The organism is Parafrankia sp. EAN1pec, from assembly GCF_000018005.1.
Classification (GTDB): Bacteria; Actinomycetota; Actinomycetes; order Frankiales; family Frankiaceae; genus Parafrankia; species Parafrankia soli.
In genome coordinates, this window is record NC_009921.1 from 1,948,105 (window position 1) to 1,975,078 (window position 26,974).

23 protein-coding genes and 1 riboswitch are annotated in these 26,974 nt (G+C 72.2%); of the genes, 14 read left to right on the forward strand and 9 right to left on the reverse strand.

Translation table 11 applies throughout. The annotated features are described in order from the left end of the window. The first annotated feature begins 199 nt into the window (after positions 1-199). The 5 genes from FRANEAN1_RS07980 to FRANEAN1_RS08000 all read left to right on the forward strand — a co-directional run bounded on the left by FRANEAN1_RS07980 (position 200) and on the right by FRANEAN1_RS08000 (position 4,508). Positions 200-1,102, forward strand: coding sequence for an NAD(P)-dependent oxidoreductase (locus tag FRANEAN1_RS07980; RefSeq protein ID WP_020459242.1), 903 nt, complete (start codon positions 200-202; stop codon positions 1,100-1,102). A 567-nt stretch (positions 1,103-1,669) separates the two neighbouring features. After that, positions 1,670-2,242, forward strand: coding sequence for a carboxymuconolactone decarboxylase family protein (locus FRANEAN1_RS07985; protein WP_020459243.1), 573 nt, complete (start codon positions 1,670-1,672; stop codon positions 2,240-2,242). Positions 2,243-2,315: 73 nt separating this feature from the next. Continuing rightward, positions 2,316-3,149, forward strand: coding sequence for a TauD/TfdA family dioxygenase (locus tag FRANEAN1_RS07990; RefSeq protein WP_020459244.1), 834 nt, complete (start codon positions 2,316-2,318; stop codon positions 3,147-3,149). 123 nt (positions 3,150-3,272) lie between these two features. Then, positions 3,273-3,467 (forward strand): ferredoxin, encoded by a 195-nt coding sequence (locus tag FRANEAN1_RS07995; protein ID WP_020459245.1) that lies wholly within the window; start codon positions 3,273-3,275, stop codon positions 3,465-3,467. A 171-nt stretch (positions 3,468-3,638) separates the two neighbouring features. Beyond that, positions 3,639-4,508, forward strand: coding sequence for an adenylate cyclase (locus tag FRANEAN1_RS08000; protein WP_347177029.1), 870 nt, complete (start codon positions 3,639-3,641; stop codon positions 4,506-4,508). 100 nt (positions 4,509-4,608) lie between these two features. On the opposite strand, the gene FRANEAN1_RS08005 is transcribed toward FRANEAN1_RS08000, so the two are convergent. Then, positions 4,609-5,289: a TetR/AcrR family transcriptional regulator gene (locus tag FRANEAN1_RS08005; protein WP_020459247.1), complete on the reverse strand. Its 681-nt coding sequence runs from the start codon at positions 5,287-5,289 to the stop codon at positions 4,609-4,611. Positions 5,290-5,419: 130 nt separating this feature from the next. On the opposite strand from FRANEAN1_RS08005, the gene FRANEAN1_RS08010 reads away from it, so the two are divergent. Continuing rightward, positions 5,420-6,970: an NAD(P)/FAD-dependent oxidoreductase gene (locus FRANEAN1_RS08010; RefSeq protein WP_020459248.1), complete on the forward strand. Its 1,551-nt coding sequence runs from the start codon at positions 5,420-5,422 to the stop codon at positions 6,968-6,970. A gap of 22 nt (positions 6,971-6,992) precedes the next feature. On the opposite strand, the gene FRANEAN1_RS08015 is transcribed toward FRANEAN1_RS08010, so the two are convergent. After that, positions 6,993-7,469: a ferritin-like domain-containing protein gene (locus FRANEAN1_RS08015; protein WP_020459249.1), complete on the reverse strand. Its 477-nt coding sequence runs from the start codon at positions 7,467-7,469 to the stop codon at positions 6,993-6,995. A gap of 176 nt (positions 7,470-7,645) precedes the next feature. Here FRANEAN1_RS08015 and FRANEAN1_RS08020 point away from each other — a divergent pair, with 176 nt between their 5' ends. From FRANEAN1_RS08020 to FRANEAN1_RS08035, 4 genes are all read left to right on the forward strand, one after another. Next, a complete protein-coding gene (locus FRANEAN1_RS08020) occupies positions 7,646-8,467 on the forward strand; it encodes an AraC family transcriptional regulator (protein ID WP_347177030.1) in 822 nt (273 codons plus the stop codon). A 56-nt stretch (positions 8,468-8,523) separates the two neighbouring features. Further along, entirely contained in the window at positions 8,524-8,859 is a 336-nt protein-coding gene (locus tag FRANEAN1_RS08025; RefSeq protein ID WP_020459251.1) for an EthD family reductase, read from the forward strand. Between the two features lie 571 nt (positions 8,860-9,430). After that, positions 9,431-9,823, forward strand: a complete 393-nt coding sequence (locus tag FRANEAN1_RS08030; RefSeq protein WP_020459252.1) for a PadR family transcriptional regulator — start codon at positions 9,431-9,433, stop codon at positions 9,821-9,823. Further along, a complete protein-coding gene (locus FRANEAN1_RS08035) occupies positions 9,820-11,217 on the forward strand; it encodes a permease prefix domain 1-containing protein (RefSeq protein ID WP_020459253.1) in 1,398 nt (465 codons plus the stop codon). Before FRANEAN1_RS08030 ends, FRANEAN1_RS08035 begins: the two co-directional genes overlap by 4 nt. A 123-nt stretch (positions 11,218-11,340) precedes the next feature. On the opposite strand, the gene metH is transcribed toward FRANEAN1_RS08035, so the two are convergent. The 4 genes from metH to FRANEAN1_RS08055 form a co-directional block, all read right to left on the reverse strand. Next, positions 11,341-15,129, reverse strand: coding sequence for a methionine synthase (gene metH, locus FRANEAN1_RS08040; protein WP_020459254.1), 3,789 nt, complete (start codon positions 15,127-15,129; stop codon positions 11,341-11,343). A gap of 16 nt (positions 15,130-15,145) precedes the next feature. Beyond that, positions 15,146-15,222: riboswitch (S-adenosyl-L-homocysteine riboswitch) on the reverse strand. Positions 15,223-15,288: 66 nt separating this feature from the next. Then, the gene (locus tag FRANEAN1_RS08045) at positions 15,289-16,119 is read right to left on the reverse strand and encodes an alpha/beta fold hydrolase (protein ID WP_020459255.1); all 831 of its coding nucleotides are present in this window, start codon (positions 16,117-16,119) and stop codon (positions 15,289-15,291) included. Positions 16,120-16,337: 218 nt separating this feature from the next. Further along, a complete protein-coding gene (locus FRANEAN1_RS36870; protein WP_347177031.1) occupies positions 16,338-18,236 on the reverse strand; it encodes a lytic murein transglycosylase in 1,899 nt (632 codons plus the stop codon). 215 nt (positions 18,237-18,451) lie between these two features. Continuing rightward, positions 18,452-18,868 (reverse strand): VOC family protein, encoded by a 417-nt coding sequence (locus tag FRANEAN1_RS08055; RefSeq protein ID WP_020459257.1) that lies wholly within the window; start codon positions 18,866-18,868, stop codon positions 18,452-18,454. A 129-nt stretch (positions 18,869-18,997) separates the two neighbouring features. Between FRANEAN1_RS08055 and FRANEAN1_RS08060 the strand changes: the two genes are divergently transcribed. Beyond that, positions 18,998-20,098, forward strand: coding sequence for a WYL domain-containing protein (locus tag FRANEAN1_RS08060; RefSeq protein ID WP_020459258.1), 1,101 nt, complete (start codon positions 18,998-19,000; stop codon positions 20,096-20,098). Positions 20,099-20,199: 101 nt separating this feature from the next. Beyond that, the gene (locus FRANEAN1_RS08065; RefSeq protein ID WP_020459259.1) at positions 20,200-21,513 is read left to right on the forward strand and encodes a DUF2252 domain-containing protein; all 1,314 of its coding nucleotides are present in this window, start codon (positions 20,200-20,202) and stop codon (positions 21,511-21,513) included. Positions 21,514-21,576: 63 nt separating this feature from the next. On the opposite strand, the gene FRANEAN1_RS08070 is transcribed toward FRANEAN1_RS08065, so the two are convergent. Continuing rightward, positions 21,577-22,260, reverse strand: a complete 684-nt coding sequence (locus tag FRANEAN1_RS08070) for an alpha/beta hydrolase (protein ID WP_041253846.1) — start codon at positions 22,258-22,260, stop codon at positions 21,577-21,579. A gap of 109 nt (positions 22,261-22,369) precedes the next feature. Between FRANEAN1_RS08070 and FRANEAN1_RS08075 the strand changes: the two genes are divergently transcribed. Beyond that, positions 22,370-22,858, forward strand: a complete 489-nt coding sequence (locus FRANEAN1_RS08075) for a MarR family transcriptional regulator (protein WP_020459261.1) — start codon at positions 22,370-22,372, stop codon at positions 22,856-22,858. Continuing rightward, positions 22,858-24,783 (forward strand): MFS transporter, encoded by a 1,926-nt coding sequence (locus FRANEAN1_RS08080; RefSeq protein WP_020459262.1) that lies wholly within the window; start codon positions 22,858-22,860, stop codon positions 24,781-24,783. The genes FRANEAN1_RS08075 and FRANEAN1_RS08080 overlap by 1 nt, the downstream gene beginning before the upstream one ends. Here FRANEAN1_RS08080 and FRANEAN1_RS08085 read toward each other — a convergent pair. Beyond that, complete coding sequence (locus tag FRANEAN1_RS08085; protein ID WP_041253848.1) at positions 24,761-25,429, reverse strand: response regulator transcription factor; 669 nt, start codon at positions 25,427-25,429, stop codon at positions 24,761-24,763. The two genes, FRANEAN1_RS08080 and FRANEAN1_RS08085, sit on opposite strands and share 23 nt — an antisense overlap. Then, the gene (locus tag FRANEAN1_RS08090) at positions 25,426-26,805 is read right to left on the reverse strand and encodes a sensor histidine kinase (RefSeq protein ID WP_157472455.1); all 1,380 of its coding nucleotides are present in this window, start codon (positions 26,803-26,805) and stop codon (positions 25,426-25,428) included. The genes FRANEAN1_RS08085 and FRANEAN1_RS08090 overlap by 4 nt, the downstream gene beginning before the upstream one ends. Positions 26,806-26,974: the final 169 nt, after the last annotated feature.

A 26,974-nucleotide genomic window follows, 5' to 3' on the forward strand; every position in this document is an offset into this window, starting at 1 on the left:
TGAACGCCGCGGGAAAGCACCCCCGCCGGGTTTGTGCCCATGGCTCGATCACGCCGGTGAATCAAGTAGACGCATCAGTCTACTTTCTGCGAAGCTGTCGTTCGTGGCGGCGCCGGAGGAAGGTCCCGGCCCGACCGGGCCGCCGCCGCCCGAGCGCCGTCGCCCGGGCGAGGCGGTCGCGGCGACGAGGATGGGCGTGATGGCGGGCACGAGGGCGACGGTCGGATTCGTGGGCCTGGGGAGCATGGGCGGCGCCCTGGCCGCGAACCTGGTCGCGGCCGGGTTCGACGTCGTCGCCCACGACGCGGCCGGCCCGGATCGGGTCCCGGTGGGAGCAGCCGGCGCGGTCGACGTCGCCGAGGTCGCCGGCCGGGCCGACACCGTCGTGTTCAGCCTGCCCGACGGGGCGGCGTCCGAGCAGGTCGCCGGTGAGATCGTCGCGCTGGCCGGCCGGCGGGCGGCGTACGTCGTCGACACCTCGACGGTCGGGGTGGCCGCCGCGCGCCGGATCGCCGGCCGGCTGGCCGGCGCCGGTGTCGGCTACGTCGACGCGCCGGTGTCGGGTGGTGTGGCGGGCGCCCGGGCGCGCACGATCGCGGTGATGTTCGCCGGGTCCGACGCCGACTGCGCGGCGGTCACGCCCGTCCTGGCCGGCCTGAGCGACCGCCGGACCAGAGTGGGCGACGAGCCGGGCCTGGCCCAGGCGCTGAAGCTGGCGAACAACTTCCTCTCCGCGACGGCGCTGGCGGCGACCAGCGAGGCGATCGCCTTCGGCACCGCGGCCGGGCTCGACATGGCCACGATGCTCGACGTGCTGAACGGCGCGAGCGGCCGGAGCTCGGCGACCGGCGACAAGTTCCCCAACCACGTACTCACCGAACGCTACGCGGCTGGTTTCACCAACTCGTTGATGGCGAAGGACGTCGCGCTCTATCTGGCGGCCGTCCAGGAGCACGACGGTGCCGTGCGAAGCCCACAGAATTCACCGAACTCACCGAACTCGCGGATCGGGGCGGTCACGGCGTCGGTGTGGGAGCGGTTCGCGGCCGCGGCACCCGGTGCCGACTTCACCCGGATCTATCCCTTCGTGAAGGGCACCTGACTGCCCGCCGGACGCCTGCTCCGAGTATCTCCGCACTGTCTCCCGGCCGGGGAGCCTCCTGGGGTCGGGGTCTTGATAAATCGGGTGTTCAGAAACTAATCCGGGCTGAGTTGATTATCGCCGATGATCGAAAATCATCCTCTCTGTCGAGGAGAGGATGATTACCAAAAAATGCAATCGACGGCTGCGGTGCTCACGTCCACCAGCGGCCAGGCCAGGCCAGGCCGGGCCCGGAGGTCGGGTCCTGTCCTGGGGCGTCACCAGCGGGGTTGTAGGCGGTAAGGTGGTTCTCGGGTGTGTCATATAAGGTTTTCCGGGCATCGTGGTGGCGCCGGAATTCCGGGAGGTCGAATACCGTCCGTGACGCGGTGTCGGAGGCGGTGATCGGCCGGACGGAATTGATCTGTGGGTCTTGACCGGCCCAACGTCAGGTGATAGGCATTTTTTGGGATTCGTTCGGTTCGGGCGGCTCGCGCCGGTTATCACAGTACTATTGACCTGCTGTGTGATCGGTATCACTATCGGTTGCCGGGTGTTTACCGGTTCAAGGGCGGAGGAACCTCTGATATGGCACGTATCGACCCGCTTCCCCTCAGGGAATGGCCGAAGGAGATGCGTCCGGCCCTGGCAGCCCTGACGCCGCCCGAGCCGTTGCACCCTCCGATGCCCTCCGAGGGCAAGCCCAAGGCGCTGAACACACTGGGGACGCTCGCCCACCACCCCAAGCTGGCGCACGCCTTCTTCACGTTCAACGGCCACATCCAGCGCGCGACGACGCTGACGCTGCGGCAGCGGGAGATCATCGTCCTGCGGGTGGCGGCACTGCGCAAGTGCTACTACGAGTGGACGCAGCACGTCGTCATGGGCCACGACATCGGCCTGACCGACGACGAGATCACACGCATCGCGCTGGGCCCGGACGCGCCCTTCTGGGACCCGGTCGAGGCGGCGCTGATCCGCGCGGTGGACGAGCTCCTCACCGAGGGTGCGATCGGCGCCGGAACCTGGGAGATCCTCGTAGCCAAGCTCGACACCCAGCAGCTGCTGGACATCATCTTCACGGTCGGCGCGTACGAGACCCTGGCGCTGATGATGCGCTCGTTCGAGCTCGAGCTCGACGACGACCTCACCCAGACCTGACCGCCGGACGAGCGACCCGGCACGGCGCCGTCCCCCCCGGGTGGTGGCACACCCAGACCCGACAGGAGTAGTCATGGCCGTGACCGTCACCGAGATCAGCCCGGAGGTCGGCGTCGAGATCGCCGGCCTCGCCGGCCACCAGCTCGCCGACCCGGCGGTCGCGGCCGACTGTCAGGTCCTGCTGGAACGCCACGGCGTCGTCGTCTACCGCGAGACCCATGTCGGCGACGACGACCTGGTCGCCTTCAGTCGCCTGCTCGGCCAGGTGGTCGTCGCCCCCGTGGGCGGCACGGACACCCACCCCGAGATCTCGAAGATCACTCTGGACCCCGCCGAAAGTGTCCTGGCCGCCTACCGGCGGGGAACCTTCTTCTGGCACATCGACGGGGCCAACGACGAGCTGCCGCAGAAGGCCACGCTGCTGACGGCCCACCAGGTCTCCGACGAGGGCGGCGACACCGAGTTCGCCAACACCTACGCCGCCTACGAGGCGCTCTCCGACGCCGAGAAGGAGCAGTTCGCGAAGCTGCGCGTCGTGCACAGCTTCGCGGCCTCACAGTCGCTGGCCGAGCCCGACGCGTCGGAGCGGACCCGCGCGCTGTGGGCGCGGGTGCCGGCCCGTGAGCACCCGCTGGTCTGGACCCGCCGCAGCGGCCGCAGGTCGCTGCTGGTCGGCGCGACGACCGACCACGTCGTCGGCTGGCCGGCGGACGAAAGCCGCGCCCTGCTCGACCGGCTCCTCGAGTGGTCGACCCAGCCGCGGTTCGTCCTGCGTCATCACTGGCACCGCGGCGACCTCGTGATCTGGGACAACACCGGCATGCTGCACCGGGCGATCCCGTACACGGCGACGTCGCGCCGGTTGATGCACCGAACGACCCTCGTGGGCGAAGAAGTCGTAGCCTGACCTCCGCGCGCGGCACCCCCGCGCGAAGCTCTGACGTCCATCGGACGGCCGGCCCGCGGGCAAGGCTGAGGCCGGCGGGACGACGGACGTCCGCACTGTCCGAACTGCCCGATGGAGGTCAGCATGCGAGTGGTCGTGGACTTCAAGCTCTGTGAGAGCAACGCGCTGTGCGTGGGACTCGCTCCCACGGTGTTCGAGCTCGACGACAACGACTATCTGAACGTGCTGGACGAGCGCCCCGAGGAGGACCTCGTCAAGGACGTCCGCGCGGCCGTCACCGCCTGCCCCAAGCAGGCCATCAAGCTCGTCGACGACTGAGCGCGCACAGGCCGGCGCCGGGCGGCCACTGACCGTCCGGCGCGTCGGCCGCGTTCCGTCCCCGGGCCGCGGGCGCCGCGTCGTGACACGGTGTCGTGAACGGGGGGTGACGGTTACGCAGACGATTTTTGGCCGGCAAGTGAACGCCACGTTCTCTTATCATGGCGGTTGATGACCCGCGCTCACTCCAGTCCCCGTGACCGGGCCCGCTTTGGGGTCGGCGAGGAGGGTGTGGCCGGCGGGGCCCGATCCGCCCGGCATCGACACGCCGCGCAGCGGTTCTGGCAGCTTTCCGACACCGATCTCGACGACCTGCTGGCGCTGACCGGCGAGGCCGACCGGGTCGAGCTGAAGCTGGTCGTGCCCGTGGCCGCGCACGAGGCGACCTGCGCCGCGCTCGGCATCGAGTTCACCCGCGCCCGGGCGCTGCGGGTCTTCTACCTGGACACTCCCGAGCGCGCGCTGCACCGCAACGGTGTGGTGGCCCGGGTCCGCAGCATCGCCGGCCGCGCCGACGACGCGGTGGTGAAGCTGCGGCCCGTCGTCCCGGCCGAGGTCCCGCCGCGGCTGCGCCGCTCCCGCAACTTCATCGTCGAGATCGACGGTATGCCCGGCCGGTACGTCTGCTCCGGGGCGCTGCGGGCCCGGCTGGACGCCGCCGACGTCGACCGGGCGATGGCCCGGCGGCGGGCGCTGCACCGGCTGTTCACCCCGCCGCAGCTGCGGCTGCTCGCCACCCGCCTGCCGGCCCGGCTCAACGTCGACGATCTCGCGGTGTTCGGCCCGGTGGACGCCCGCCGGGTCAAAATCATCCCCGCCGGTCACGACCGCGCGCTGCTCGCGGAGCGGTGGACGTATCCCGACGGCTCACGCATCCTCGAGCTTTCCACCCGCTGCCGGCCCGCCGAGGCGCTGCGCGTCGCCGGGCGCACGGCGGACGTCCTGCGCCGGTACGGTGTCGATCTCAGCGGGCCGCAGCAGACGAAGACCCGCGCCACCCTGGACTTCTTCGCCGGTGAGCTGACCGGCCCCCGGCGGTGAGGGCGGCCGGCCCGGCGGCGGCCGGGCGCTCCCTCGCGGGTGGCCGACGAGCATTCACTGTACTGACGGGTTTGGTTTTGGGAGCTTCACGCCAAGTGGGTCAATGGGTCGTCTGCCGGTAGCCGCGGACGAACAGCGCGACGCAGGAGCGGACCGCGGTGTCCAACTGCTCGCCGTCCACGCCCGGCGGGGGCGGGTAGAGGAAGACACCCACCTCGGTGATCTGCCAGGCCGTGCCGGTGACCAGGACGATGAACTGGCTCGCGGCCCTGACGGGATCGTCGATGCGCAGCGCGCCGGCGTGCGTGAGCCGGGTCAGCTGGCTGATCACCTCCGACCAGACGGGGCCGGCGACGCGGGTGCGCCACAGCTCGAGCAGATGTGGTTGGCGAGGGCCCTCCGACTGGAGGAGTCGCCGCAGTGACGCCGTCCGGGGATTGAGGAAGATCGCTGTCAGGCGTCTCGCGAGATCGTTCAGCTGCGACTCGGCGTCCACCGGGCGTTCGGCCGGGCCGGTGGTCGGCCGGTCGGCTGGGGCGTGCAACGCCTCGAGGGTCGCGTTCAGGTGCGTGTCGATGACCGCACGGAACAGCGTCTCCTTGTCGCCGAAGTGGTTGTAGACGGTCTGCCTCGAGACCGGCGTCGCGGTGGCGATGTCGTCGAGTGTCGTGGCCGCGTATCCCTGGCGGACGAAGAGATCGAGTGCCGCCGCCATGATCGCCTCGCGTTTGGCGGGAAGGCCGCGCCGCGCTCGCGGGGGCCCGCCTTCGTTGCCTGGCATCGGGTCAGGCTAACCTTGGACGCAGATGTCCAACCTTCTAGGCGTAGACGTCCAATCTTGGCTTCTGGCTGGCGCGCGGCGGGCGGGACGGCCGCTCGTGCCGGCCCAGCTTCCGTTCAAGGAGAGACGAGTGCCCAACCCCGACACCCCGCCCAGCGACCGCCCGCACACCGTCGTGATCGGAGCCGGGCCGGCGGGACTGACCGCCGCCTACCAGCTCGCGACCAGGGGTGCGCCGGTCTCCTGCTACGAGGCCGACGACGTGGTCGGCGGCATCAGTCGCACCGTCGTGCGTGACGGCTGGCGTTTCGACATCGGCGGCCATCGCTTCTTCACGAAGGTCTCGCAGGTGGATGCGCTCTGGCGCGAGATCCTGCCCGAGGAGGATTTTCTGCTGCGCCCCCGGATGAGCAGGATCTACTACCGCGGAAAGCTCTATGACTACCCGCTGAAGGCGCTCAACGCGCTCCGCAACCTCGGCCTGGGCGAGGCGTCGCTCGCCATCGCGTCGTACCTGTGGGCGCGCGTCCGGCCTCCGAAGGAGCGGGCGACCAACTACGAGGCATGGCTGGTGGCGCGGTTCGGATGGCGCCTCTACCGGACCTTCTTCAAGACCTACACCGAGAAGGTGTGGGGGATGCCGGTAAGCCAGATGCCGGTCGACTGGGCGGCCCAGCGGGTAAAAGGTCTGTCGCTTGCCGCCGCCATCGTGAATGCGGTACTTCCGAAGCGTAACCAGAAGAAGATAACCAGCCTCATCGAGGAGTTCCGTTACCCCAAGTACGGGCCGGGAATGATGTGGGAGGCGGCCGCGGTCAAGGTCGAGAAACTGGGTGGGCGGGTCGTGATGAACGCGTCCGCGACCAGGATCCACCACGAGGACGGCCGGGCGGTCGCGGTCACCGTGCGGACGCGGTCCGGTGAGTGCGCGCGAGTGCCGGCCGATCACGTCATCTCGTCGATGCCGATGTCGACATTGCTCACCAGCATGGATCCGCCGCCGCCAGCACATGTTCTCGACGCGGCCAACGATCTGCGCTACCGCGACTACCTGACCGTCGCGCTCATCGTGCCGGAGGAGTTCGGTTTCCCGGACAACTGGATCTACATCCATGACCCCGGGGTGCGGGTGGGGCGCATCCAGAACTACGGGTCGTGGTCCCCGTACCTGGTCAAGGAGGGCAGGACCTGCCTCGGGCTCGAGTTCTTCGTCTTCGAGGGCGACGACATGTGGGTTCGTCCGGACGACGAGCTGGTCGCGCTGGGCACCGCCGAGCTCGAGGCCCTCGGGCTGGTCCGCCCCGGCGCGGTCGAGCGGGGCTACGTCGTCCGCGTCCCCAAGGCGTATCCGACCTATGACCAGTTCTACCGGCGGAACGTGGAGGTGATGCGGGAATGGCTGGCGCTACATGTTCCCAATGTGCATCCGGTCGGCCGGAACGGCATGCACCGCTACAACAACGCCGATCACTCGATGCTGACCGCCATGCTCACGGTGGAGAACATCCTCGACGACGCCGGGCACGACATCTGGAAGGTAAACGTCGAGGAGGAATACCACGAGGAGAAGGTGAGTGAGCGTGGCAGGGCCGGCGGTGGGGGGACCGGCCGGGACGCGCCGGTGATTCCCCGCCCGGTGGCCGGCCCGGCCTCAGTCCCCCGCTCCGTCGGCCGCAGTTGAAACACCTGCGGATCGTCGGCTGTCAGCCGGCCGAATCCAGCAGAGTGATCGCGCGGGCCACCCGGTCGGCGTGCGCGGACTCCTCGGTGCCGCTGATCCGGAGCAGGCGGGCGACCTTCTCGTCCGTCTCGGACGCCGCCCACCGCTGGTAGTCGGCGTCGCCGGCGCGTTCGCCGCGCACGATGGCGCTCAGCAGGGCCGCGTCGACGGCGGTGGGCGCGGCGACGGGATATCCCGCCTTCATGTCCGCCGAGGCCTCGTAGGCGCGTCCGAGTTTGATGCCGATGGCCTGTCCCATCCGGTTGGCGTGGCCCAGTTCCTCCCGGCCGTTGCGGCGAAGCAGCTCGGCGGCTTCTTCGTTGCCGATGTTGTCCGCCAGATGGAAATAGAGCTGTCCTGACGTCCTTTCCAGCTTGTAGAGGATCTCGAGTTCGGGCACGCCCAGGTGGTCCAGTTTCGCGAGCACCTGCGCGGACGCCCCGAAGTCCCGCTCGTCCATTCTTCGTCGCCTCCTCGGCAACAGTGGCCATCGGACCGGCCTGACTGTAGGGACGCCGCGGGCATCGGCGCGCGACCGCAGCGGCCTTCCCGCGTACCGCGGCGGCCCAGTTCGGACCGGCCTTCCCGCGTACGCGGCGGCCCCGCCCGGACCGGCTGGTCGCCTACGATTCCAGCGTGACGGCAGTGCCTTTTCTCCCCATGCGCCGGTGCGTGACGGTCGGCGCGGGCACGGTGGAGCACCGGGCGGACGAGTTGATCTCCTACTGGCACCGGCACGACCTGCACGAGGTCGAGTACGCCGTTTCCGGTCTCGCGGAGATCCGCACACCGACGACCCACTATCTGATGCCGCCGTCCTACGCCGCGTGGGTGCCGGCCGGGGTGGAGCACTCGCCCCTGCTCAGGAACGTGACCACGATCGCGGTGTTCTTCGACCCCGCGGTCTTCGACTTCCCGTATTCGCGGGCCGCCGTCATTCCCGTGCCGCCGGTGCTGCGGGAGATGATGCGGTACGCGACCCGATGGCCGATCGGCCGGGGCGAGGACGACGCCGAGGCCGACACTTTCTTCAGGGCGCTGGCCGCGGTGGTCCGCGGCCAGCTCGCGCACGAGGCACCACTGTCGCTGCCCACCGCGGACGATCCCGTCGTCCGGGACGTGATGGCCTACACCACGGACCACCTCGCCGAGGTCACAGCGGCCCGGGTGTGCCGGGCCGTCGGCATCTCGGAGCGGGTGCTGCGCCGGCGGTTCGCGGCCGTCCTGGGGCAGTCGTGGCGGGAGTACCTGCGGCAGGTCCGGCTGATCCGGGCCATGGCACTGCTGAGCACGCCGACGACCTCGGTCGGCGAGATCGCCACCGAGGTGGGCTTCGGCAGCGCGAGCGCGCTCGCACGTGCCTTCCGGGCGTGGACGGGAGAGAGCCCGTCCGCCTACCGCGACCGCTGGCTCACGACCGCCGCCCTGGACGACCCCAGCCATCTGACGAGTACGTAAGCGTCGCTGTTTCCGGCCAACGGGTGCGTGGGCGGTGTGTTCTGGGAGAAGCTGGGATGAACGCGTCTCATCCGGCAGGCGCGGTGAACGAGGAGGTCGAGGCCGTGATCCGGCTGAGCGTGTTCTACCCGAGGACCGAGGGCGCGACGTTCGACCTCGACTACTACGTGAACAAGCACATCCCGATGGCCTGCCGGATGTGGGGGCTCACCGAGGTCGAGGTCGACCAGGGCATCCGCGGGCCGTACGTGGCGGCGTCGCACTTCCTCTTCGAGTCGGCGGAGGCGCTCCAGGCGGCGATGAGCGCCGACAGCACAGCCATGAGCGTCGACCTGCCGAACTACACGACGATCACCCCCGTCATGCAGATCAGCGAGATCGTCAGCAGCTGAGTCCGCCAGCCCCGAGTCCGCCAGCCCTCTGAGTCCGCCAGCCCTGAGCCCGCCGCAGGTCAGGTCACCGGCGGTAGGGCCTGCCCGGGGCGGGACGGTCCTGTGCGAGCCGCCGCGTTCGGCCAGCCGGGCCAGCGCCGAGCGGATGGCGCCGTCGTCGGGGCGTAGCGCCGGGTCGTCGAGCCGGGCCCGCCCGGCGCGTTCCCGCACCTGCCATTTCCAGCGCACCAGACCCGGCGCGACGGCCCCGCTGGTACGCGAGAGCCGCTCGACCCGGTCCCTGGTGTCGTCGAAGTCGAGCCCGGGCTCGACCGGCACCCAGATGCCGAAGTTCCCCGCCCACACCAGCGTGGCCGGGTAGCTGCCTGCGCCGGAGCCCCCTGGCCTGACGGACCGCTCGCCCGCGCCGGGCCTCCCGGGTTCGAGCCGTCTCGTCCCGCCTGCCGGCTTCGGCATGCGATGACATCGCCACGCGACGCTCCGAACACGGACGCGTGTCGCGCCCTGTTGTCTCCCAAGATTACCTAGCAGTACTATGCATGGAGCTTCTAGGGTACCGAGGGGAGGTGTCGTGAAGGTCGCCAAGGATCTGGTGGCCGCCTCGGCGACGCCGATCGTGCTCGGCATCCTGGCGGAGGAGGAGAGCTACGGCTACGCGATCCTCAAGCGGATCAACGAGCTGTCCGGCGGCGAGCTGGACTGGACCGAGGGCCTGCTCTACCCGTTGCTGCACCGGCTTGAGCGCCTCGGTCATGTGGAGTCGAGCTGGCGGTCGGCCACCGGCGAGCGCCGGCGCAAGTACTACCGCATCACCGACACCGGCCTGGCTGAACTGGCCGAGCAGCGCCGTCAGTGGGACACGGTCGTGGACGCGCTCAAGGAGATCTGGACGGGCCTCGGCGACCGCGGCCCGCTGACGGCCATCCCAGCCATCCCGGCGATCCCAGTGGAGGGCCACGCATGACGGCACAGGAGGGCCAGCAGGCGCTGGAGGCACAGCAGCCGCTGGACGCGCTGGAGGCGCAGTTCGCGCAGTGGCGTCACTACGCGCAGCGCCGCCGGGAGCTGCGGACCGCCGACGCCGACGAGCTCGAGGACCATCTCCGCGGTTCCGTCGACGAGCTCGTCATGGCCGGCCTGAGCGCCGACGAGGCGTTCCTGGTCGCGGTCAAACGGATGGGCAGCCTCGACGAGCTGTCCCGCGAGTTCGCCCGGGAGCATTCGGAACGGCTGTGGAAACAGCTGGTCCTGACCGGCGGCCCGGCCGCGGACACCCGCTCGCGGCGCGACCTGCGGATGCTGGTGCTCTGCGCCGCGGGCGCGGCGGTGTCTGTCAAGGCGCCGGAGCTGTTCGGCGTGCGGATGACCGACGACGGTTCGGCCTCGTTCTACGGGCCGAACCTCAGCCTGTTCGTCCTGCCGTGGCTGGCCGGCTTCCTCGCCTGGCGCCGCCAGGCCCCGCGCCCGCTGGTCGGGATCCTGGCGGCGCTGTTCGCGCTCGGCGCGGTGGCGGCCAACGTCTACCCGCTCGGCGACGATTCGCAGTCGGTGGTCGTCACCAGCATCCACCTGCCGATCGCCCTGTGGCTCGTGGTGGGCCTGGCCTACGCCGCGGACGACTGGCGGTCGTCGCGCAGACGCATGGACTTCATCCGCTTCACCGGCGAATGGTTCGTCTACTTCGTCCTCATCGCCCTCGGCGGCGGTGTGCTCACCGTGTTCACGGCCGGCACCTTCGAAGCCATCGGAATCGTTTCGGACGACTTCATCTCGCAGTGGCTCCTTCCCTGTGGAGCGGCAGCCGGGGTCATCGTGGCCGGGTGGCTCGTCGAAGCGAAGCAGAGCGTGGTGGAGAACATCGCCCCGGTGCTCACCAGGCTGTTCACCCCGTTGTTCACCGTGGTCCTGCTGGCCTTCCTCATCGCCGTCTGCTGCACCGGCACCGGCATCGACGTCGAGCGGGACGCGCTGATCCTGTTCGACCTGCTGCTGGTCGTCGTCCTGGGGCTGCTGCTCTACTCGATGTCAGCCCGCGATCCGCTGGCCCCGCCCGACCTGTTCGACCGGCTGCAGCTCGCCCTGGTGGTGAGCGCGCTGGCCATCGACGTGCTGGTCCTGCTGGCGGTCACCGGGCGCATCACCGAGTACGGCACCACGCCCAACAAGGCCGCGGCGCTCGGGGAGAACGCCATCCTGCTGGCGAACCTCGCCTGGTCGGCGTGGCTCCTGCTGAAGCTGGTCCGCCGGCACACGCCATTCGCGGCGCTCGAACGCTGGCAGACCTCTTACCTGCCGGTGTACGCCGTCTGGGCCTGGATCGTGGTCCTCGCCTTTCCTCCGTTGTTCGGCTATGCCTGACCGAGGCATCGCCGGGCCCGCCGTCGAAGGCGGAACAAGGGAAGGCGGAACAAGGGAAGGCGGGGAGAGGGCGGGGTGCGCCCCGCGCGGCCGGGTTCTGGCCAGCCGCGCGGGACGAGATCCCTACTCGGGGTCGTAGGCGAGGTTCGGGCGCAGCCAGCGCTCGACGTCGCCGACCGTCAGGCCGCGCCGCGCGGCGTAGTCCTCGACCTGGTCGCGGCCGATGCGCCCGACGGTGAAGTACCGCGACGCCGGGCTGGCGAAGATCAGCCCGCTGACGGCGGCGGCCGGGGTCATCGCGAAGGACTCGGTCAGGCCCAGGCCGACCTGGCCGGCGTCCAGCAGGTCGAACAGGGCCTGCTTCTCGCTGTGGTCCGGGCTCGCCGGGTAGCCGAAGGCGGGGCGGATGCCGCGGAACCGCTCGGCGTGCAGGTCCGCCAGCGCCGGCTCGGACCCGGGCTCGAACCAGGCGCGGCGCGCCTCGAGGTGGACGTACTCGGCGAACGCCTCGGCCAGCCGGTCGGCGAGCGCCTTGACCATGATCGACCGGTAGTCGTCCTGCCGGGCCTCGAAGGCGGCCGCGAGCGTGTCGGCGCCGTGGATGGCCACCGCGAACCCGCCGAGATGGTCGCCGGCCGGGGCCACGTAGTCGGCGAGGCTGCGGTTCGGGCGTCCCGTGGGCTTGGCGGTCTGCTGGCGCAGCATCGGTACCCGCAGCCGGCCCGCCGCGTCGGCACCGAGGCCGGCACCGGCGTCACCGCCACCATCGCCGGCGCCGACGTCGATCAGGATGTCGTCGCCGTCCGAGTTGGCCGGCCAGAAGCCGTAGACGCCCTCGGCGCGCAGGGAGCCGTCCGCGATGATCTGGTCGAGGAGCGCGTTGCCCTCGTCGAACAGCTCGCGGGCGACCGGCTGGTCGAGGATCGCCGGGTACTTGCCCTTCAGCTCCCAGGCGAGGAAGAAGAACTGCCAGTCGATCATCTCGCGCAGCGCGCTGAGCTCCGGCGTGACGACCCGGATGCCGGTGAACGCCGGTGTGGGCAGCTCGTCGAACGAGACCCGCTCGCGGTTCGCCCGCGCCTGGGCGAGGGTGAGCAGCGGCTGCTGCTGGCGCTTCTCGTGCTGCTCACGCAGGTGCTGCTGCTCGTCCCGGTTGCGCACGGCGAGGTCGGCGGCCCGGTCGCTGTCCAGCAGGTCGGAGACCACGCCGACGACACGGGAGGCGTCCAGCACGTGGACGGTTGTGGCGTCGTAGGCGGGGGCGATGCGCACGGCGGTGTGCTGGCGTGAGGTGGTCGCGCCGCCGATCAGCAGCGGCAGCTTCAGCCCGCGGCGCTGCATCTCGGTGGCCACCGAGACCATCTCGTCCAGCGACGGGGTGATCAGGCCGGACAGGCCGATCGCGTCGGCGCTCTCGGCCACCGCCGTGTCGAGGATGACCTTCGCGGGGACCATCACCCCCAGGTCGATCACCTCGTAGTTGTTGCAGCCGAGGACCACACCGACGATGTTCTTGCCGATGTCGTGGACGTCGCCCTTGACCGTCGCGAGGACCACCTTGCCGTTGCCGCTGCGGTCGGAGCTGGCGGTGCCGTCCAGCAGCGCCTGCTGCTTCTCGGCCTCCATGAACGGTTCCAGGTAGGCGACGGAGCGCTTCATCACCCGGGCGCTCTTCACGACCTGCGGCAGGAACATCTTCCCGGAGCCGAACAGGTCACCGACGATCTTCATGCCGTCCATCAGCGGGCCCTCGATCACGTCGAGCGCGCGGGCCGCGCTGGCCCGGGCCTCCTCAGTGTCGGCCTCGATGAAGTCGACGATGCCGTGCACGAGCGCGTGGGACAGCCGCTGCTCCACCGGCCCCTCGCGCCACGACAGGTCCACGACGCGCTTCGTGCCGCTGCCGGTCACCGTCTCGGCGAACGAGACGAGCCGGTCGGTGGCGTCGTCCCGCCGGTCGAAGAGCACGTCCTCGACGAGCTCGAGCAGGTCCGCGGGGATGTCCTGGTAGACCGCGAGCTGGCCGGCGTTCACGATGCCCATGTCGAGCCCGGCCTGCACGGCGTAGAAGAGGAACGCCGAGTGCATCGCCTCGCGGACGACGTCGTTGCCGCGGAAGGAGAACGACAGGTTCGAGATGCCACCGCTGATGTGCACCCCGGGGCAGCGCTGCTTGATGAGCGGCAGCGCGTCGAGGAAGGCCTTCGCGTAGCCGTTGTGCTCGGCGATTCCGGTGGCGACGGCGAGCACGTTCGGGTCGAAGACGATGTCCTCGGCCGGGAAGCCGACCCGCTGGGTGAGCAGGTCGTAGGCGCGGCCGCAGATGGCCACCTTGCGCTCGGCGGTCTCGGCCTGGCCCTGCTCGTCGAAGGCCATCACGACGACGCCGGCGCCGAAGTCGCGGATGCGCCGGGCCTGCTCGAGGAAGGGCTCCTCACCCTCCTTGAGGCTGATCGAGTTGACCACGCCCTTGCCCTGCACGCAGCGCAGGCCCGCCTCCAGCACGGTCCAGCGGGAGCTGTCGATCATGATGGGCAGCCGGGCCGCCTCCGGCTCGGTGGCCAGCAGGTTCAGGAAGGTCGTCATCGCCCGCTCGCTGTCGAGCAGGTCGGCGTCCATGTTGACGTCGAGCAGGTTCGCGCCGCCGCGCACCTGCTCCAGGGCGACGTCGATGGCGCCCTGGAAGTCGTTGCCCTCGATCAGCCGGCGGAACCGCGCCGAACCGGTGACGTTGGTGCGCTCGCCGATCATGACGAACCCGGTGTCCGGGCCGATCTCGAACGGCTCCAGCCCGCTGAACCGGGTGCGCGGCGGCAGCGCCGGAACCGGGCGCGGTGCCGCGCCGGCGACCGCGGCGGCGATCCGCGCGATGTGCGCCGGGGTCGTCCCGCAGCAGCCGCCGACGATGTTGACCATGCCCGCCTCGGCGAACTCGCCGATCAGCCGGCCGGCCTCCTCCGGGGACTGGTCGTAGCCGCCGAACGCGTTCGGCAGGCCGGCGTTGGGATGGCAGGCCGTGTACGTCCCCGCGAGGCGGGCGAGGTCGGCGACGTGCGGGCGCATCTCGTCGGCGCCCAGCGAGCAGTTCACCCCGACGACCAGCGGGTTCGCGTGCGCGATGGAGCTCCAGAACGCCTCGACGGTCTGCCCCGACAGCGTCCGCCCGCTCAGGTCGACGATCGTCACCGAGATCCACAGCGGCAGCTGGGGCGCGACCTCGCGGGCGGCGGCGATCGCGGCCTTCGCGTTGAGCGTGTCGAAGATCGTCTCGATGAGGAGCAGGTCGACCCCGCCCTCGGCGAGAGCCTCGATCTGCTCGGCGTAGGAGTCCCGGACCTCGTCGAAGGTTGCCGCCCGGTAGGCCGGGTCCTCGACCCGCGGCGACAGCGAGAGCGCGACGTTCAGCGGCCCGATCGACCCGGCGACGAACCGCCGCCCGCCCGCCTCGTCGGCGGCCTGGCGGGCCAGCTGCGCGCCCCGCACGTTCATCTCCCGCACGAGCGACTGCAGGCCATAGTCGGCCTGGGCGATGCTCGTCGCGGTAAACGTGTTCGTGGTCGTGATGTCCGCGCCGGCCGCCAGGTACTGCCGGTGCACGTCGAGAATGACGTCCGGCCGGGTCAGGTTCAGCAGGTCCGGGTCGCCGGTGACGTCCTTCGGGTGGTCGGCGAACCGCTCCGTGCGGTAGTCGGCGGGGGTGAGGCCGGCGTTCTGCAGCATCGTGCCCCAGGCCCCGTCGAGGACGACGACCCGCTGCTCCAGCAGCTCCCGCAGCGCCTGTTCGCTGCCGGCGGCCGCCGGCCGGACGGCACCGCCGGGTTCGGGCCGTGCGCCGGCGCCGGCCTCGGCTTGCTCGCCTCCGACAGTGCCGGCGGGGACCGACACCTCGTCGAGCGATCCGGATCCTGCCATCGCGCACACCTCCCGGTTGTGGGAGGCGCCCTTGCGGATGAGGTTCCGATCGAGCGTGGCGGACCTCGGTCCGTTGCAGCGCCCCTCGACCGGCATCGACGATACCGTGCCGTCCGCGCGCCGCGGGGCGGGGCGGGGCTCGACCGGCCGGGTGAACGGTCAGCTCAGCGGATCGGCCGTACCCGGCGGGTCGGTCACCGCCCGATGACCCGCCAGCGCCGGGATGTCAGCCGGGGCCAGGTGGTCGGTCAGCAGCGTGCGCAGCGCGAGCCGTTCGCTCCACATCGGTGCTGTTGCCGGGAACACATGTGACCGGGCGGCGGGAAGAGCCGCGGCGAGGGCCAGTGCCGTCTCCGTGCGGTGGATGAGGTCGCCCTCCTGGCCGACGACCAGCGTCCGCGCGCGCACCCGCGCCAGCCGGGCGCGGTCCGGGACGGGCGCGTTCCCCGGCCGCTCGGTGGGCGCCGAGCAGGCCATCAGCATGAGCGCGTACGCGCGCAGGTAGACGGCGCCGCCACGGGCGTCCCGAAGCTCCGGGGACATGCACCGCGCGATCTCGGCCCGCAGCTCCGCCGGGTCACCGGCCAGCCTGGCGACGTGGACGCGCCGGAACATCTCGTGGATCTCGGCCGGGATCGGCTCGTCGACCGCCGGGGGCAGCAGCAGCGCCATCGCCGTGAACAGGTCCGGTTCGCCGTCGGCCAGGGCGAGCAGCGCGCCCGCGCCCATGCTCTGCCCGACCGCCGCGCTGGCCCCCACCGCACGGGCGACGCCGGCCAGCTCCTCGGCGAGGTCGGCGTACGTCCAGCCGTTCGGCCGGGGCGACGAGCCCCCATAGCCGCGGAAGTTCACCGCGACCAGCGTCCCGGGGACACCAGCCACCGTCGGCAGCATGACCCGCGCCGACGCCCCCCACGCGTGCGCGACCAGCACCACCGGCTCCCCGTCGCCCACGACGAGCACCTCGTTCACGGCACCTCGGGCGCCCACCGCCCGCACCTCCGGCGCCCGCCCGTTCGTCCGTGCCCTCACCGACACCCGCTTTCCCGACCCGTTCCGACACCCACGATCCGACATCCACCATCGTGGACGTCCCCGGCCCACGCCCCGCGCACGGCCGCCTCGACGAGCGGGCCCGCCGCGGCCGCCATCCCGGCGGCGCTCATTCCATGGTGCTCATTCCGGTGGCGCCGCGCCGCACACGCGCCCTACGGCGCCGCGGACGCCGGGCCACCCGTCCGAGTCGCCGTGGGCGTCGCGGGGCCGGACCCCACCGCGGCTGGCGCCGTGGTGGCCGGCTGCGTGGTGGCCGGCTGCGAGGCGGCCGGCTGCGAGGCGGCCGGTGGAGACGTGGCTGGCTTTGAGGTGGCCGGTGTCGACGTGGCTGGCGGCGAGGCGGCCGGTGGAGTGGCGGGCCGGACGGGAGTTCTCGGTGCGCCGGCGGGCGATCCGGTAGACGGCCCGGGTGCGGACGCCGGCGGCTTCGGGGACGGCGCGTGCCCGGTGGGCGGAGTGCCGGTGGCCGCCGGGCGGGCGACGAAGGCTTTCACGTTCACCTGGCTGACCAGCAGCCGCACCGTGTACACGCGCCCGGACTCGGCATGCGCCTCGAGGGTGAGGACGAACCGTCCCGCGGGCAGGCCCGCCGCGGCGAGGTCCCCGCCGGCGAGCCGCGCGAGCAGGGTCGGCTTCTCCTCCCCGGGCGTCGTTCCAGCGGCCCCGGACGCCGCTCCCGTGCCCCCGGGCGCTGCCTGCGCGGGCCGGTCCGGCTCGGCGGGAATCGTGATCTCGCTTCTCGCGATCGGGCGCCCGGCCTCCGTCGCGGCGGTGGCCACCACCCGCAGCGGTCCGGCCGGAGCCGGGCGGCGCGCCGAGGTCAGGTCCAGCGCCTCGAAGCCGGCGGCGGCGCCGTCGAGCTCGACCGGTGTGACGGCGAGATCGGTGACCGCGATGCCAAGGTCGCGCAGCGCCGCGGACACCGGCTCCTCGCCGACCTCGCCCCCGTCACCCGGCCGGTGCTCCTCCGGGACGACCTCGACGCGGGGCCCCCCGTCCCCGCCGGCAGGCAGCGACGGCCCCGGCCCGGCCGGCGGCTCACCGGGGGCCGGCGTGCCCGGTTCGGCCGGCGCGGTGGGCTCAGCCGGCGTGGTGGGCTCAGCTGGCGTCGTGGGCTCGGCCGGGACCAGGGGGTCGCCAGCCGGCTCCGGGGCGGTCAGCTCCGGGATAGCCGGCTCCGGGTCACCGGCCTGCGCCGGCTCGCCGGGCAGCGCGGTCGCGCCCTTCTCCCGATAGGCGGTCATCCAGGTCAGCACGGCGTTCACATAGGACGCCGACGGGTTGTAGGAGAAGATCGCCGCGCGCAGCTGGTCCGGCCGGCTCACGTCCCGCCCGTGGGCGCAGAGGTAGCCGCCCGCGGCGAGCGTCGCGTCGTGGATGTTCTGCGGATCGCGGCGGCCGTCGCCCGACCCGTCCCGGCCCGACGTCCGCCAGGTGGTCGGGATGAACTGCATCGGGCCGACCGCGCGGTCCAGCGTGGCGTCGCCGTCGAACACGCCGTCGTCCGAGTCGCGGATCAGTGCGCGCCCATCCCGGCCGTCGAGGACGGGACCGAGGATCGGCCGGGTCACCGTGCCGTCGTCGGCCATCGGCCGGCCCGCCGCGTGGCCGGACTCGATCTTCCCGATGGCGGCGAGGAGTTCCCACGGGAGGTGGCAGCCGGGCAGCTCCCGTTCGACGCGCCCGGCGGCCTGGCGGTAGGCGTCGAGGACGCGGTCGGGGACGCCCCGCCCACCCGTGATGACAGTGCCCGCCGGCACCGAGCCGTCGTCGCTCCCGCTCCCGCTGCCGGCGCTCCCGTCCCCGCCGGTCTCGTCCCCCGGGGCGGTCGTCGCGTCGGTACCGCCATCGCCGGCCGCACCAGAGTCCTCTCCGAGCGGGTCGAGGCCCGCGGGGATCTCGGTGAGGCTCGCCACGTCGGTCGGCGCCGTGCCCGGCGGCCTGGAATCCGCCAGGTTCCACCGGCCGGCCTGATCGGATGGCAACGGCTCCGACTCCGGCTGGGCCGCCGCGCCGGAGCAGAGCAGCAGCAGCCCCGCCGTGGCGACCACTGGCAACGCCGTCCGGACGCGACCGTCACGGGGCTGCCGCCGGGGCCGCCGGTGGCGGCCGCTCGGCGTGTCGCCGTCCGCCGGTGTCATCGGATCGGGCGAGGGTCAGGATCCGCCGGGAAGTACCGCATCCGTACAATTGTGGCTGTCCAGCGCGACCATCGGGCGAAGAACAGGTGACATGAACGCGACCCGCCGCTCTGCGGACGCCGCGCTCAGCCCTCCTGCGCCGGCGGGCAGAGGCAGAACGGGTGGCCGGCCGGGTCGAGCAGCACCCGCCAGCGCTCGCCCCCCGGCTGGAACTCGGCCTGCGTCGCCCCGAGCTTCTCCGCGAGGCTGATCGAGGCCTCCAGATCCGCCACGCGGAAGTCGAGGTGGACCTGCTGGGGCGCGGACTGGTCGGGCCAGCTCGGCGGCTGGTAGCTCTCGATGCGCTGGAAGCCGATCATGATTTCGGTGCCCGGCGGGCTCAGGAACGCCCAGGCGCCCTCCTCGTCCGCGCCGCCGACGCCCCAGCCCGTCAGCTCGCCGTAGAAGGCCGCCAGATCCTTCGCATTCGGGCAGTCGAGCATCAGCCCTGCCCAGGTCACGGGCGCGGCCTGGCTGGGCTGGGCGGTCTCCGTGGTTGCCATGGTCGAACTCCTTCGCTCGTTGGTTCCACGCGTTGGTGCGCTGTCAACACCCATCCTGGCGCCGATAACTGACTTCTCCTGTCAGGTATCGCCGGGAGATGACAGAGGGAGACGGGGGAGAATTCGGTCGTGCGTGCCAGCCGGCTCCTCTCCGTCCTCCTGCTGCTGCAGACCCGCGGCCGGCTGACGGCCCGCGAGATAGCCGCCGAGCTGGAGGTGTCGGTCCGCACGGTCTACCGGGACCTGGACGCGCTCGCCGAGGCCGGCGTCCCGGTGCTGGCGGAGCGTGGGGCCACCGGCGGTTACGAGCTGCTCGCCGGCTACCGCACCCGGCTGACCGGGCTGACCGCGGACGAGGCCGACTCCCTGCTGTTCGCCGGGCTCCCGGACGCCGCCGCCGAGCTCGGTTTCGGCGCGGTAGTCGCCGCCGCCGAGCTCAAGCTGCTCGCCGCGCTCCCGGCCGAGGCCCGTGAGCGGGCACTTCGGGTGCGGGAGCTGTTCCACCTCGACGCGCCCGGCTGGTTCCGTGCCGCCGAGCCGGTGCCGCTGCTCGCCGAGGTCGCCGGTGCGGTGTGGGGGCGGCGGCGCATCCGGATCACCTACCTGCGCTGGCGCGCACCGCGCCGGGTCGTCCGCGAGCTGGAGCCGCTCGGTGTGGTCCTCAAGAGCGGCACCTGGTACGTCGTAGCCGCCGCCTGCCCCGGCGACGGCCGGGCCGACATCGCGGACGCTCCGCCCGCGGAGACACCGGAGACACCGGAGACACCTGAGGCGGCGGCGGAGGCGTTCGAGGCGTCCGTGCGGGTGTACCGGGTCGCGAAGATTCTCGGTCTCGAGGCGATGCCGGAGACGTTCGAACGGCCGGAGCGGTTCGACCTGGCGGCCTATTGGGAGCAGTGGACCGCCAGGTACGAGGCCGGCGTCTACCGGGGGACCGCCACGGTGCGCCTGTCGCCGGAGGGCCGGCGGATGGTTCCCTTCCGGCTCGCCCCGGCGGTGGCGCGGGCCGTCGAGCAGACCGCGGGCGATCCCGACGCCGACGGCTGGGTGCGCGCCGAGCTCCCGATCGAGTCGGTCCGGCACGCCCGGGGCGACCTGCTCCTCCTCGGCCCTGACCTGGAGGTGCTCGATCCCCCGGAGCTGCGGGCGGCGATGGCGGACGCGGCCGCGGGCCTGGCGGCGCTCTACAGCCCGCCCGCGAACCCGCCCGCGAACCCGCCCGCGTGCTGAGATGACCGGCCCCCGGCCCGGCCCCCGGCCGGGAAGCGCTGGCATGCTGAACGGATAACGCGCGGACCACAGTGGTAGTCGCGCGAGGAGGAGCGCAGCGCATGACGACGTCCGCCCCCGAATCCGAGCGCGCCCAGGTGATCGGGGACGTCTTCACGGCGGCGTTCGGCGAGCTGATGGCCGCCGAGCCGGGCGCGTTCCGGCGCAAGTTCCGGAAGATGGCGGCCTCGCCGTTCGCGTTCTACCGGGGTTCGGCCGCGCTTTTCTACGCCGACATCCACGACATCGACGACCCGTTCCTCGACGAGCGGACGAGCCGGGTGTGGATCCACGGTGACCTGCACGCGGAGAACTTCGGCACCTACATGAGCAGCAACGGCGTGCTGGTCTTCAACGTCAACGACTTCGACGAGGCCTATGTCGGGCCGTTCCGCTGGGACCTGCGCCGGCTGGTGGCGAGCCTCGCGCTGCTGGGCCGCGCCAAGGCGCTCAGCGACGCCGTGATCACGGGCCTCGTCGAGGCCTGCGCGGACGCCTACCGGGAGAAGATCCGCGACCTCGCCGAGGGCGGGTCGTCGGCGGACCTGCTGACCCGGACGTCCACCTCGGGCGTGGTGCACGCGTTCCTGCAGCAGGCACGGCGCTCCACCCGGGTCGGCCTGCTCGACGACCTCACGGTGGTCGAGCACTACGACCGGCGCTTCGCCCGGGTCGACGGCGTCACCGCGGTTGACGAGGAGACCCGCGCGAAGGTCCTCGAGGCGTTCGACCGCTACCTGGCGACAGTGCCGCCGGGCCGGCGCACCCGCCCGGTGTCGCTGACCGTCAAGGACGTCGTCGCCCGGCGCGGGGTGGGGATCGGCAGCGCCGGCCTGCCGTCCTACAACCTGCTGGTCGAGGGCCAGACCGAGGCGCTCGACAACGACGTCGTCCTGTACATGAAGCAGGGGCAGGTCCCGGCGGTCAGCCGCTTCGTCTCCGACGAACGGATCCGGGAGTACTTCCACCACCAGGGCCATCGGACGGCCGTCTCGCAGCGGGCGCTGCAGGCTGACAGCGACACCTGGCTCGGCCACACCGAGGTCGACGGCGTCGGCCAGCTCGTCGCCGAGGTGTCGCCGTACGCCCAGGATCTGGACTGGTCCGAGGTGAACGAGCGGGAGCAGATGTTCGCCCTGGTCGCCGACCTCGGCCGGTCGACCGCGCGGATGCACGCCGTCGCCGACGACGAGAGCGAGCACGACCTGGTCAGCTTCTCCACCGAGGACGCGATCCACGAGGCGATCTCGGCGGACGAGAAGGCGTTCACGGCGTCCCTGGTCGAGTTCGCGCACGACTACGGCGCCCAGGTCCACCACGACCACGCGCTGTTCGTCGACATGTTCCGCAACGGGCAGATCATCGACGTCGACTGAGACCGCGGGCCGGCCGGGCACCGACCCGTCGGCGCCTGGCCGCGCGCCTGCCCGCCGGGGCGGTCAGACGCCGAGGAAGTCCAGCACGGCGTTCATCGCCCGCGGGTTGGCCTGCACGGAGTAGTGGTCCGCGCCCTCGATGGTCCGTCCGGTGGCCTTGGGGAACAGCGCGGCCAGCTCCTCGGGTGAGCCCGCCCCCTCGTCCCGCTCGCCGGTGACGATCAGGACCTCGCAGCCGACGGCGGCCAGCTCGGCCGTGGTGAGCGTCCGCCTCGGCCGGCGGGCGAACGCGTCCACCGCCGCCATGTCGTTGCCGGCGCGCCGGGCGAGCCCGCGGATCAGCCGGGCCAGGATGTCGGTGCCGTCGTCCTCGGACGGCGTGGCACCGAGCACCGGGCCCCGCTGCGGGCGGGGCTCCAGCAGCCGCGGGCCGACGCCCAGCAGGGCGAGCCGGTTGAACGGCGCCAGCCCGCGCACCGCGCACTCGAGCAACAGGTGGGCGCCGGCGGAGAAGCCCACGGCGTCGACGGCGCCGCGCCCGGCGAACGCCTCGGCGATCTCGGCGGCGGCGTCGGGGTAGGCCGCCGGATCGGTGTCCCGGCGGGCGCGGCCGTGTCCGGGCAGGTCGACCGCGACGACCTCACGGCCCGCCTCCTGGAGCAGGTCGATCCAGCCGGCTGCACGCCAGCCGTGTTCGCTCGACGACGCGAGGCCGTGGACGAGAACCACCGGCGCGATGTCAGCCATGCCCGAACAGTAAGCCCAGATCACCGGCCGGCGCTCCCGATTCCGGGACGTCGGTCCACTGACCAGGACACATCTGGTCAGGCTGGACTTGTAAGTCTAGGCTGACGGAATGCTCGCTGACGCTGAGATCGTCGAGGCGGACGCCGCCGGACCCGCCGGACCCGCCGAACTCGCCGACCTCCTCGAGATCGCGGCCGGGCTGCGGCTGAGCATGAGCCTGCTGGTGCGGCGGCTGCGTCTGGTGCAGCCCGACGGTGAGCTGACCGTTGGGGAGATCGCGGCCCTGGTGCGCCTTGAGCGCGGCGGCCCGACCACCGCCGCGGCCCTCGCGAAGCAGGAGACGATCAGCCCGCAGTCGATGGGGGCGACCCTCGGCGGCCTGGAGGAGCGTGGCCTCGTCGAACGCCGGCCCGATCCGGACGACGGCCGCCGGGTGATCCTCTCGCTCGCCGACGCCGGCCGCGAGGCGCTGCGGGACAGGCGAAACGCCCGCAGCGAGCAGCTCGCGCGGGCGCTGTCCAGCGGCTTCGACGACGACGAGCTGGCCTGCCTGAAGGCCGCCGCGCCGCTGCTCGAGCGCCTGGCGCAGCGCATCTGATGACGGCCGTCACCAAGCACGGCGATCGCCGCTGGGCCGTCCTGGCCAACACGACCGCCGCGGTCTTCATGTCGGCGCTCGACGGCTCCATCGTCCTGATCGCCCTGCCGCCGATCTTCCTCGGCATCGACCTGGATCCGCTGGCGCCCGGTAACGTGAGCTATCTGCTATGGATGATCATGGGATACCGCCTGGTGCAGGCGGTGCTCGTCGTGCCGCTGGGGCGGCTGGGTGACATGTTCGGCCGGGTGCGGATCTACAACGCCGGCTTTGTGGTCTTCACCGTCGCCTCCATCCTGCTGTCCTTCGATCCCTTCCACGGGCGCAGCGCCGCGATGTGGCTGATCGGCTGGCGCGTGCTGCAGGCGGTCGGCGGCTCCATGCTGGCCGCCAACTCGGCCGCGATCCTCACCGACGTGTTCCCGCCCGACCAGCGCGGTCTGGCGCTCGGCATCAACCAGGTCGCCGCGCTCGCCGGGCAGTTCATCGGCCTGGTCGCCGGCGGGGTGCTGGCCGTCCTGGACTGGCGTGCGGTGTTCTGGGTGAACGTGCCCGTCGGTGTGTTCGGCACCATCTGGGCCTACCGGACGCTGCGCGAGCCCGAGCGCCGGGACCGCCCGGAACGGGGCCGCTTCGACTGGTGGGGCAACATCACCTTCTCGGTGGGCCTGGGGGCGGTGCTGATCGCCGTCACCGAGGGCCTGCAGCCCTACAAGAACCACGCGATGGCCTGGATCAGCCCCAAGGTCCTGGTGCTGCTCATCGGGGGCGTGGCGCTGCTGGCCGCCTTCGTCGTGATCGAGAAGCGGTTCGAGTCGCCGATGTTCGAGCTCTCGCTGTTCCGTATCCGGGCCTTCAGCGCCGGGAACGCGGCCGGCCTGGCGGTGTCGGTCGCGCGCGGCGGTCTGCAGTTCATGCTGATCATCTGGCTGCAGGGGATCTGGCTGCCCCTGCACGGCTACGACTTCGACGACACCCCGTTCTGGGCCGGAATCTACCTGTTGCCACTGACCGCCGGTGTCCTCGTGGCAGGCCCGCTGTCGGGGTTCCTGTCCGACCGCTCCGGCGCCCGCGGCCTGGCCACCACCGGGATGCTGGTGTTCGCGGGCAGCTTCGTCGGCCTCATGCTGCTGCCCGTCAACTTCTCCTACTGGGCGTTCGGCCTGCTGATCACCGTGAACGGCATCGGCGCCGGAATGTTCGCCGCGCCGAACTCGTCCTCGATCATGAGCAGCGTCCCGGCGCACCTGCGCGGGGTCGGATCCGGGATGCGCTCGACCTTCCAGAACGCCGGCGGCGCGCTGTCCATCGGGCTCTTCTTCTCACTCATGGTCGCCGGGCTGGCGGGCAGCCTGCCGGGCGCCTTCTCCGCCGGTCTGCGGGCGGAGGGCGTGCCCGCCGACGTCGCCCAGCAGGTCGGTTCCCTGCCCCCGGTCGCGTCGCTGTTCGCCGCGGTGCTCGGCCTGAACCCGGTCGAGCACCTGCTGAGCTCGACCAGCACGCTGGACGACCTGACGCCGGACCACCGGGCGACCGTCACCGGTCGCGAGTTCTTCCCCCACCTCATCTCGACGCCGTTCCACGACGGCCTCGTCGTCGTGTTCGTGGCCTCGGCCCTGCTCGGCCTCATCGCCGCGGCGGCGTCGGCGATGCGCGGTGCCCACCACGTCGAGCGGGACCCGCTCGAGCCGGTCCCGCTCGCGGTGGGCCTCCTCGAGTCGGTGCCGGCGGAGCCCGTCCTCCTCGAGGCGTCGGGCCGTGATCGGGTCGGGACCGGTGCTGCCGGGGCCGACGTATCTGGGGCTGAGGTGCCCGGGGCGGACTCGCCCGGGGTCGACGCGGCCGGTCCCGGGCCCGGAGCGTCGGGTCCGGCTGGGCCGGGTCCGGGCGCGACCGGACCGCTCAGAGGCGGCCCCCTGGGGTGACCAGTCCCGTCTCGTAGGCGACGACGACCGCCTGCACCCGGTCCCGCAGCCGCAGTTTGCCGAGGATCCGGGCCACATGAGTCTTCACCGTGGCCTCACTGAGCTGGAAACGTGCGGCCAGCTCGGCGTTGCTCAGACCACGCGCGAGGAACCGGAGGACCTCGAGCTCCCGCGGGGTGAGCGTCGCCAGGTCGCGGTGCGTCGCGGCGGCCACCCGCTCCGGTGAGGCGAACCGTTCCACCAGCCGGCGGGTGATCGTCGGCGCGAGCAGCGCGTCCCCCGCGCGGACCAGCCGGACGGCGGCCACCAGCTGTTCGGGACTGACGTCCTTGAGCAGGAAGCCGCTGGCCCCGGCGGTCAGCGCCGCGTAGACGTACTGGTCGACGTCGAACGTCGTCAGGATGATCACCCGGGGCGCCTCCGTCGTGCCGCTCAGGATCCGGCGGGTGGCCTCCAGCCCGTCCATCACCGGCATGCGGATGTCCATGAGCACGACGTCCGGGCGGGTCCGCCGGACAGCGTCGACGGCCTGGGCGCCGTCGGCGGCGTCGGCGGCCACCTCGATCCCGTCGGCGGTGAGGATCATCCGGAACCCGGCCCGGACCAGCGCCTGGTCGTCGGCGACGACCACCCGTGGCGGGGTCACGGGCCGTCCAGCGGGATCTCGGCCATCACCCGGTACCCGCCGGTCGGGCGCGGGCCCGCCGCCAGCGTGCCGCCGTAGACGGCGAGCCGTTCCCGCAGGCCGAGCAGCCCGGCGCCGCTGCCCGCCCCGGCGGCCGCCGCCCGGACGCCGCCGCTGTCGGTCACCTCGACCCGGACCAGACCCGGTGCGTAGGCCACGGCGACCCGGACCCGCGCCCCGGCGGCGTGCCTGACGGCATTGGTCAGGGCCTCCTGCACCACGCGGAACGCGGCCAGGTCGACGCCGGCGGGCAACGGCACCGGCGTTCCCGTCGTACTCAGCTCGACGTCCACTCCGGTGTCGCGAACGCGCCGCACCAGCTCGTCGACCCGGCCGAGCCCCGGCTGTGGGCTGGGGCCCGGGCCGTCGTCCCCGCCATCCGGGGCACCGCCACTCATCGTCAGCAGGCCCATCACGTGACGCAGCTCGGTCATCGCGCTGCGGCCGCTGGTCTCGACCGCACGGATGGCCTCGCGCGCCAGATCGGGGTTGGCGTCGAGCACCTTGCGGGCGGCGCCGGCCTGGATCACCATCACGCTCACATTGTGGGTGACGACGTCGTGCAGCTCGCGTGCGATGCGGGCCCGCTCCTGATCGGTGGCCTGCCGGCTCGCCGCGGCCCGTTCCGCCTCCTGCACCCGCGCGCGCTGAGTGCGGGTGTGGGCAGCGTTCGCCGCGAGGCCGAGCGGGATCAGGACCAGGAAGGGAAAGTAGTCAGAGCTGATCCTGGGGATCGTCGTGTGGTGGCCGAGCGCGAGCAGCACGGCACCGCCGGCGATGCCCGCCGCCGCCCACGCCCGGTGCGGGCTGTACATCGCCGCGCTGTACCCGGCTATCAGGCAGGCCGTGAAGGTGAACGTCGTCAGGTCATCGATGTGCAGGTCCAGCTGGAGTAACGACGCGGCGGCGATGACGCACCCGTAGGTCGCCAGCGGGAACCGCCGCCGCGCGGCCAGCGGTAGCGCGGCGAGGACGGCCAGCGCCAGCTGCCAGTCGGCGACCGGCGTCTGGACGGCGACGAACTGCGATGGGAACACCTGACCCGGGCCCGCGAGTGACGGCACCTCCCGCGGTTCCGGGGCCACCGACGGTACCGGTTCCACTGGTGGTACCGGGGTCACCCGTGTGAGCGGGAGGACCGGCCGACTCGGCCGTTCGACGCGTGCCGACTGCGAGGTCCCCGGTGCGGGCACCGCGAGGAGGCGGTCACCGTTGATGGCGGTCACCACGCCCAGGGCCAGCACCAGGGCGAGGATCGCGTCGGCCACCCACGCCCAGACGGTGAGGCTGGCCGGGCCGGCCCGTTCCCGATGCCGCCGGATCGCCGCCCAGATCACCGGCCCAGTCTGGCAAGAGCGGCGTCCGTCCACATCCGCTGAGGTGCGCAGTGGCCGTACATCGCCGGCCTACCTCGCAGGGATGACGTCGCGCCCGGTGCGCCGGGCGGAGGAGCGGACATCGGCGCGACGGCCGACGCGCCCGCCCCGTGCCGGCCCCTAGCGTCCC

What these genes read in the sequence shown, in the direction of transcription:
- FRANEAN1_RS07980 (WP_020459242.1), top strand. Translation starts at nt 200, where the DNA reads ATGGCGGGCACGAGGGCGACGGTCGGATTCGTGGGCCTGGGGAGCATG.
- FRANEAN1_RS07985 (WP_020459243.1), top strand. Translation starts at nt 1,670, where the DNA reads ATGGCACGTATCGACCCGCTTCCCCTCAGGGAATGGCCGAAGGAGATG.
- FRANEAN1_RS07990 (WP_020459244.1), top strand. Translation starts at nt 2,316, where the DNA reads ATGGCCGTGACCGTCACCGAGATCAGCCCGGAGGTCGGCGTCGAGATC.
- FRANEAN1_RS07995 (WP_020459245.1), top strand. Translation starts at nt 3,273, where the DNA reads ATGCGAGTGGTCGTGGACTTCAAGCTCTGTGAGAGCAACGCGCTGTGC.
- FRANEAN1_RS08000 (WP_347177029.1), top strand. Translation starts at nt 3,639, where the DNA reads ATGACCCGCGCTCACTCCAGTCCCCGTGACCGGGCCCGCTTTGGGGTC.
- FRANEAN1_RS08005 (WP_020459247.1), bottom strand. Translation starts at nt 5,289, where the DNA reads ATGCCAGGCAACGAAGGCGGGCCCCCGCGAGCGCGGCGCGGCCTTCCC.
- FRANEAN1_RS08015 (WP_020459249.1), bottom strand. Translation starts at nt 7,469, where the DNA reads ATGGACGAGCGGGACTTCGGGGCGTCCGCGCAGGTGCTCGCGAAACTG.
- FRANEAN1_RS08025 (WP_020459251.1), top strand. Translation starts at nt 8,524, where the DNA reads ATGAACGCGTCTCATCCGGCAGGCGCGGTGAACGAGGAGGTCGAGGCC.
- FRANEAN1_RS08035 (WP_020459253.1), top strand. Translation starts at nt 9,820, where the DNA reads ATGACGGCACAGGAGGGCCAGCAGGCGCTGGAGGCACAGCAGCCGCTG.
- metH (WP_020459254.1), bottom strand. Translation starts at nt 15,129, where the DNA reads ATGGCAGGATCCGGATCGCTCGACGAGGTGTCGGTCCCCGCCGGCACT.
- FRANEAN1_RS08055 (WP_020459257.1), bottom strand. Translation starts at nt 18,868, where the DNA reads ATGGCAACCACGGAGACCGCCCAGCCCAGCCAGGCCGCGCCCGTGACC.
- FRANEAN1_RS08065 (WP_020459259.1), top strand. Translation starts at nt 20,200, where the DNA reads ATGACGACGTCCGCCCCCGAATCCGAGCGCGCCCAGGTGATCGGGGAC.
- FRANEAN1_RS08070 (WP_041253846.1), bottom strand. Translation starts at nt 22,260, where the DNA reads ATGGCTGACATCGCGCCGGTGGTTCTCGTCCACGGCCTCGCGTCGTCG.
- FRANEAN1_RS08075 (WP_020459261.1), top strand. Translation starts at nt 22,370, where the DNA reads ATGCTCGCTGACGCTGAGATCGTCGAGGCGGACGCCGCCGGACCCGCC.
- FRANEAN1_RS08080 (WP_020459262.1), top strand. Translation starts at nt 22,858, where the DNA reads ATGACGGCCGTCACCAAGCACGGCGATCGCCGCTGGGCCGTCCTGGCC.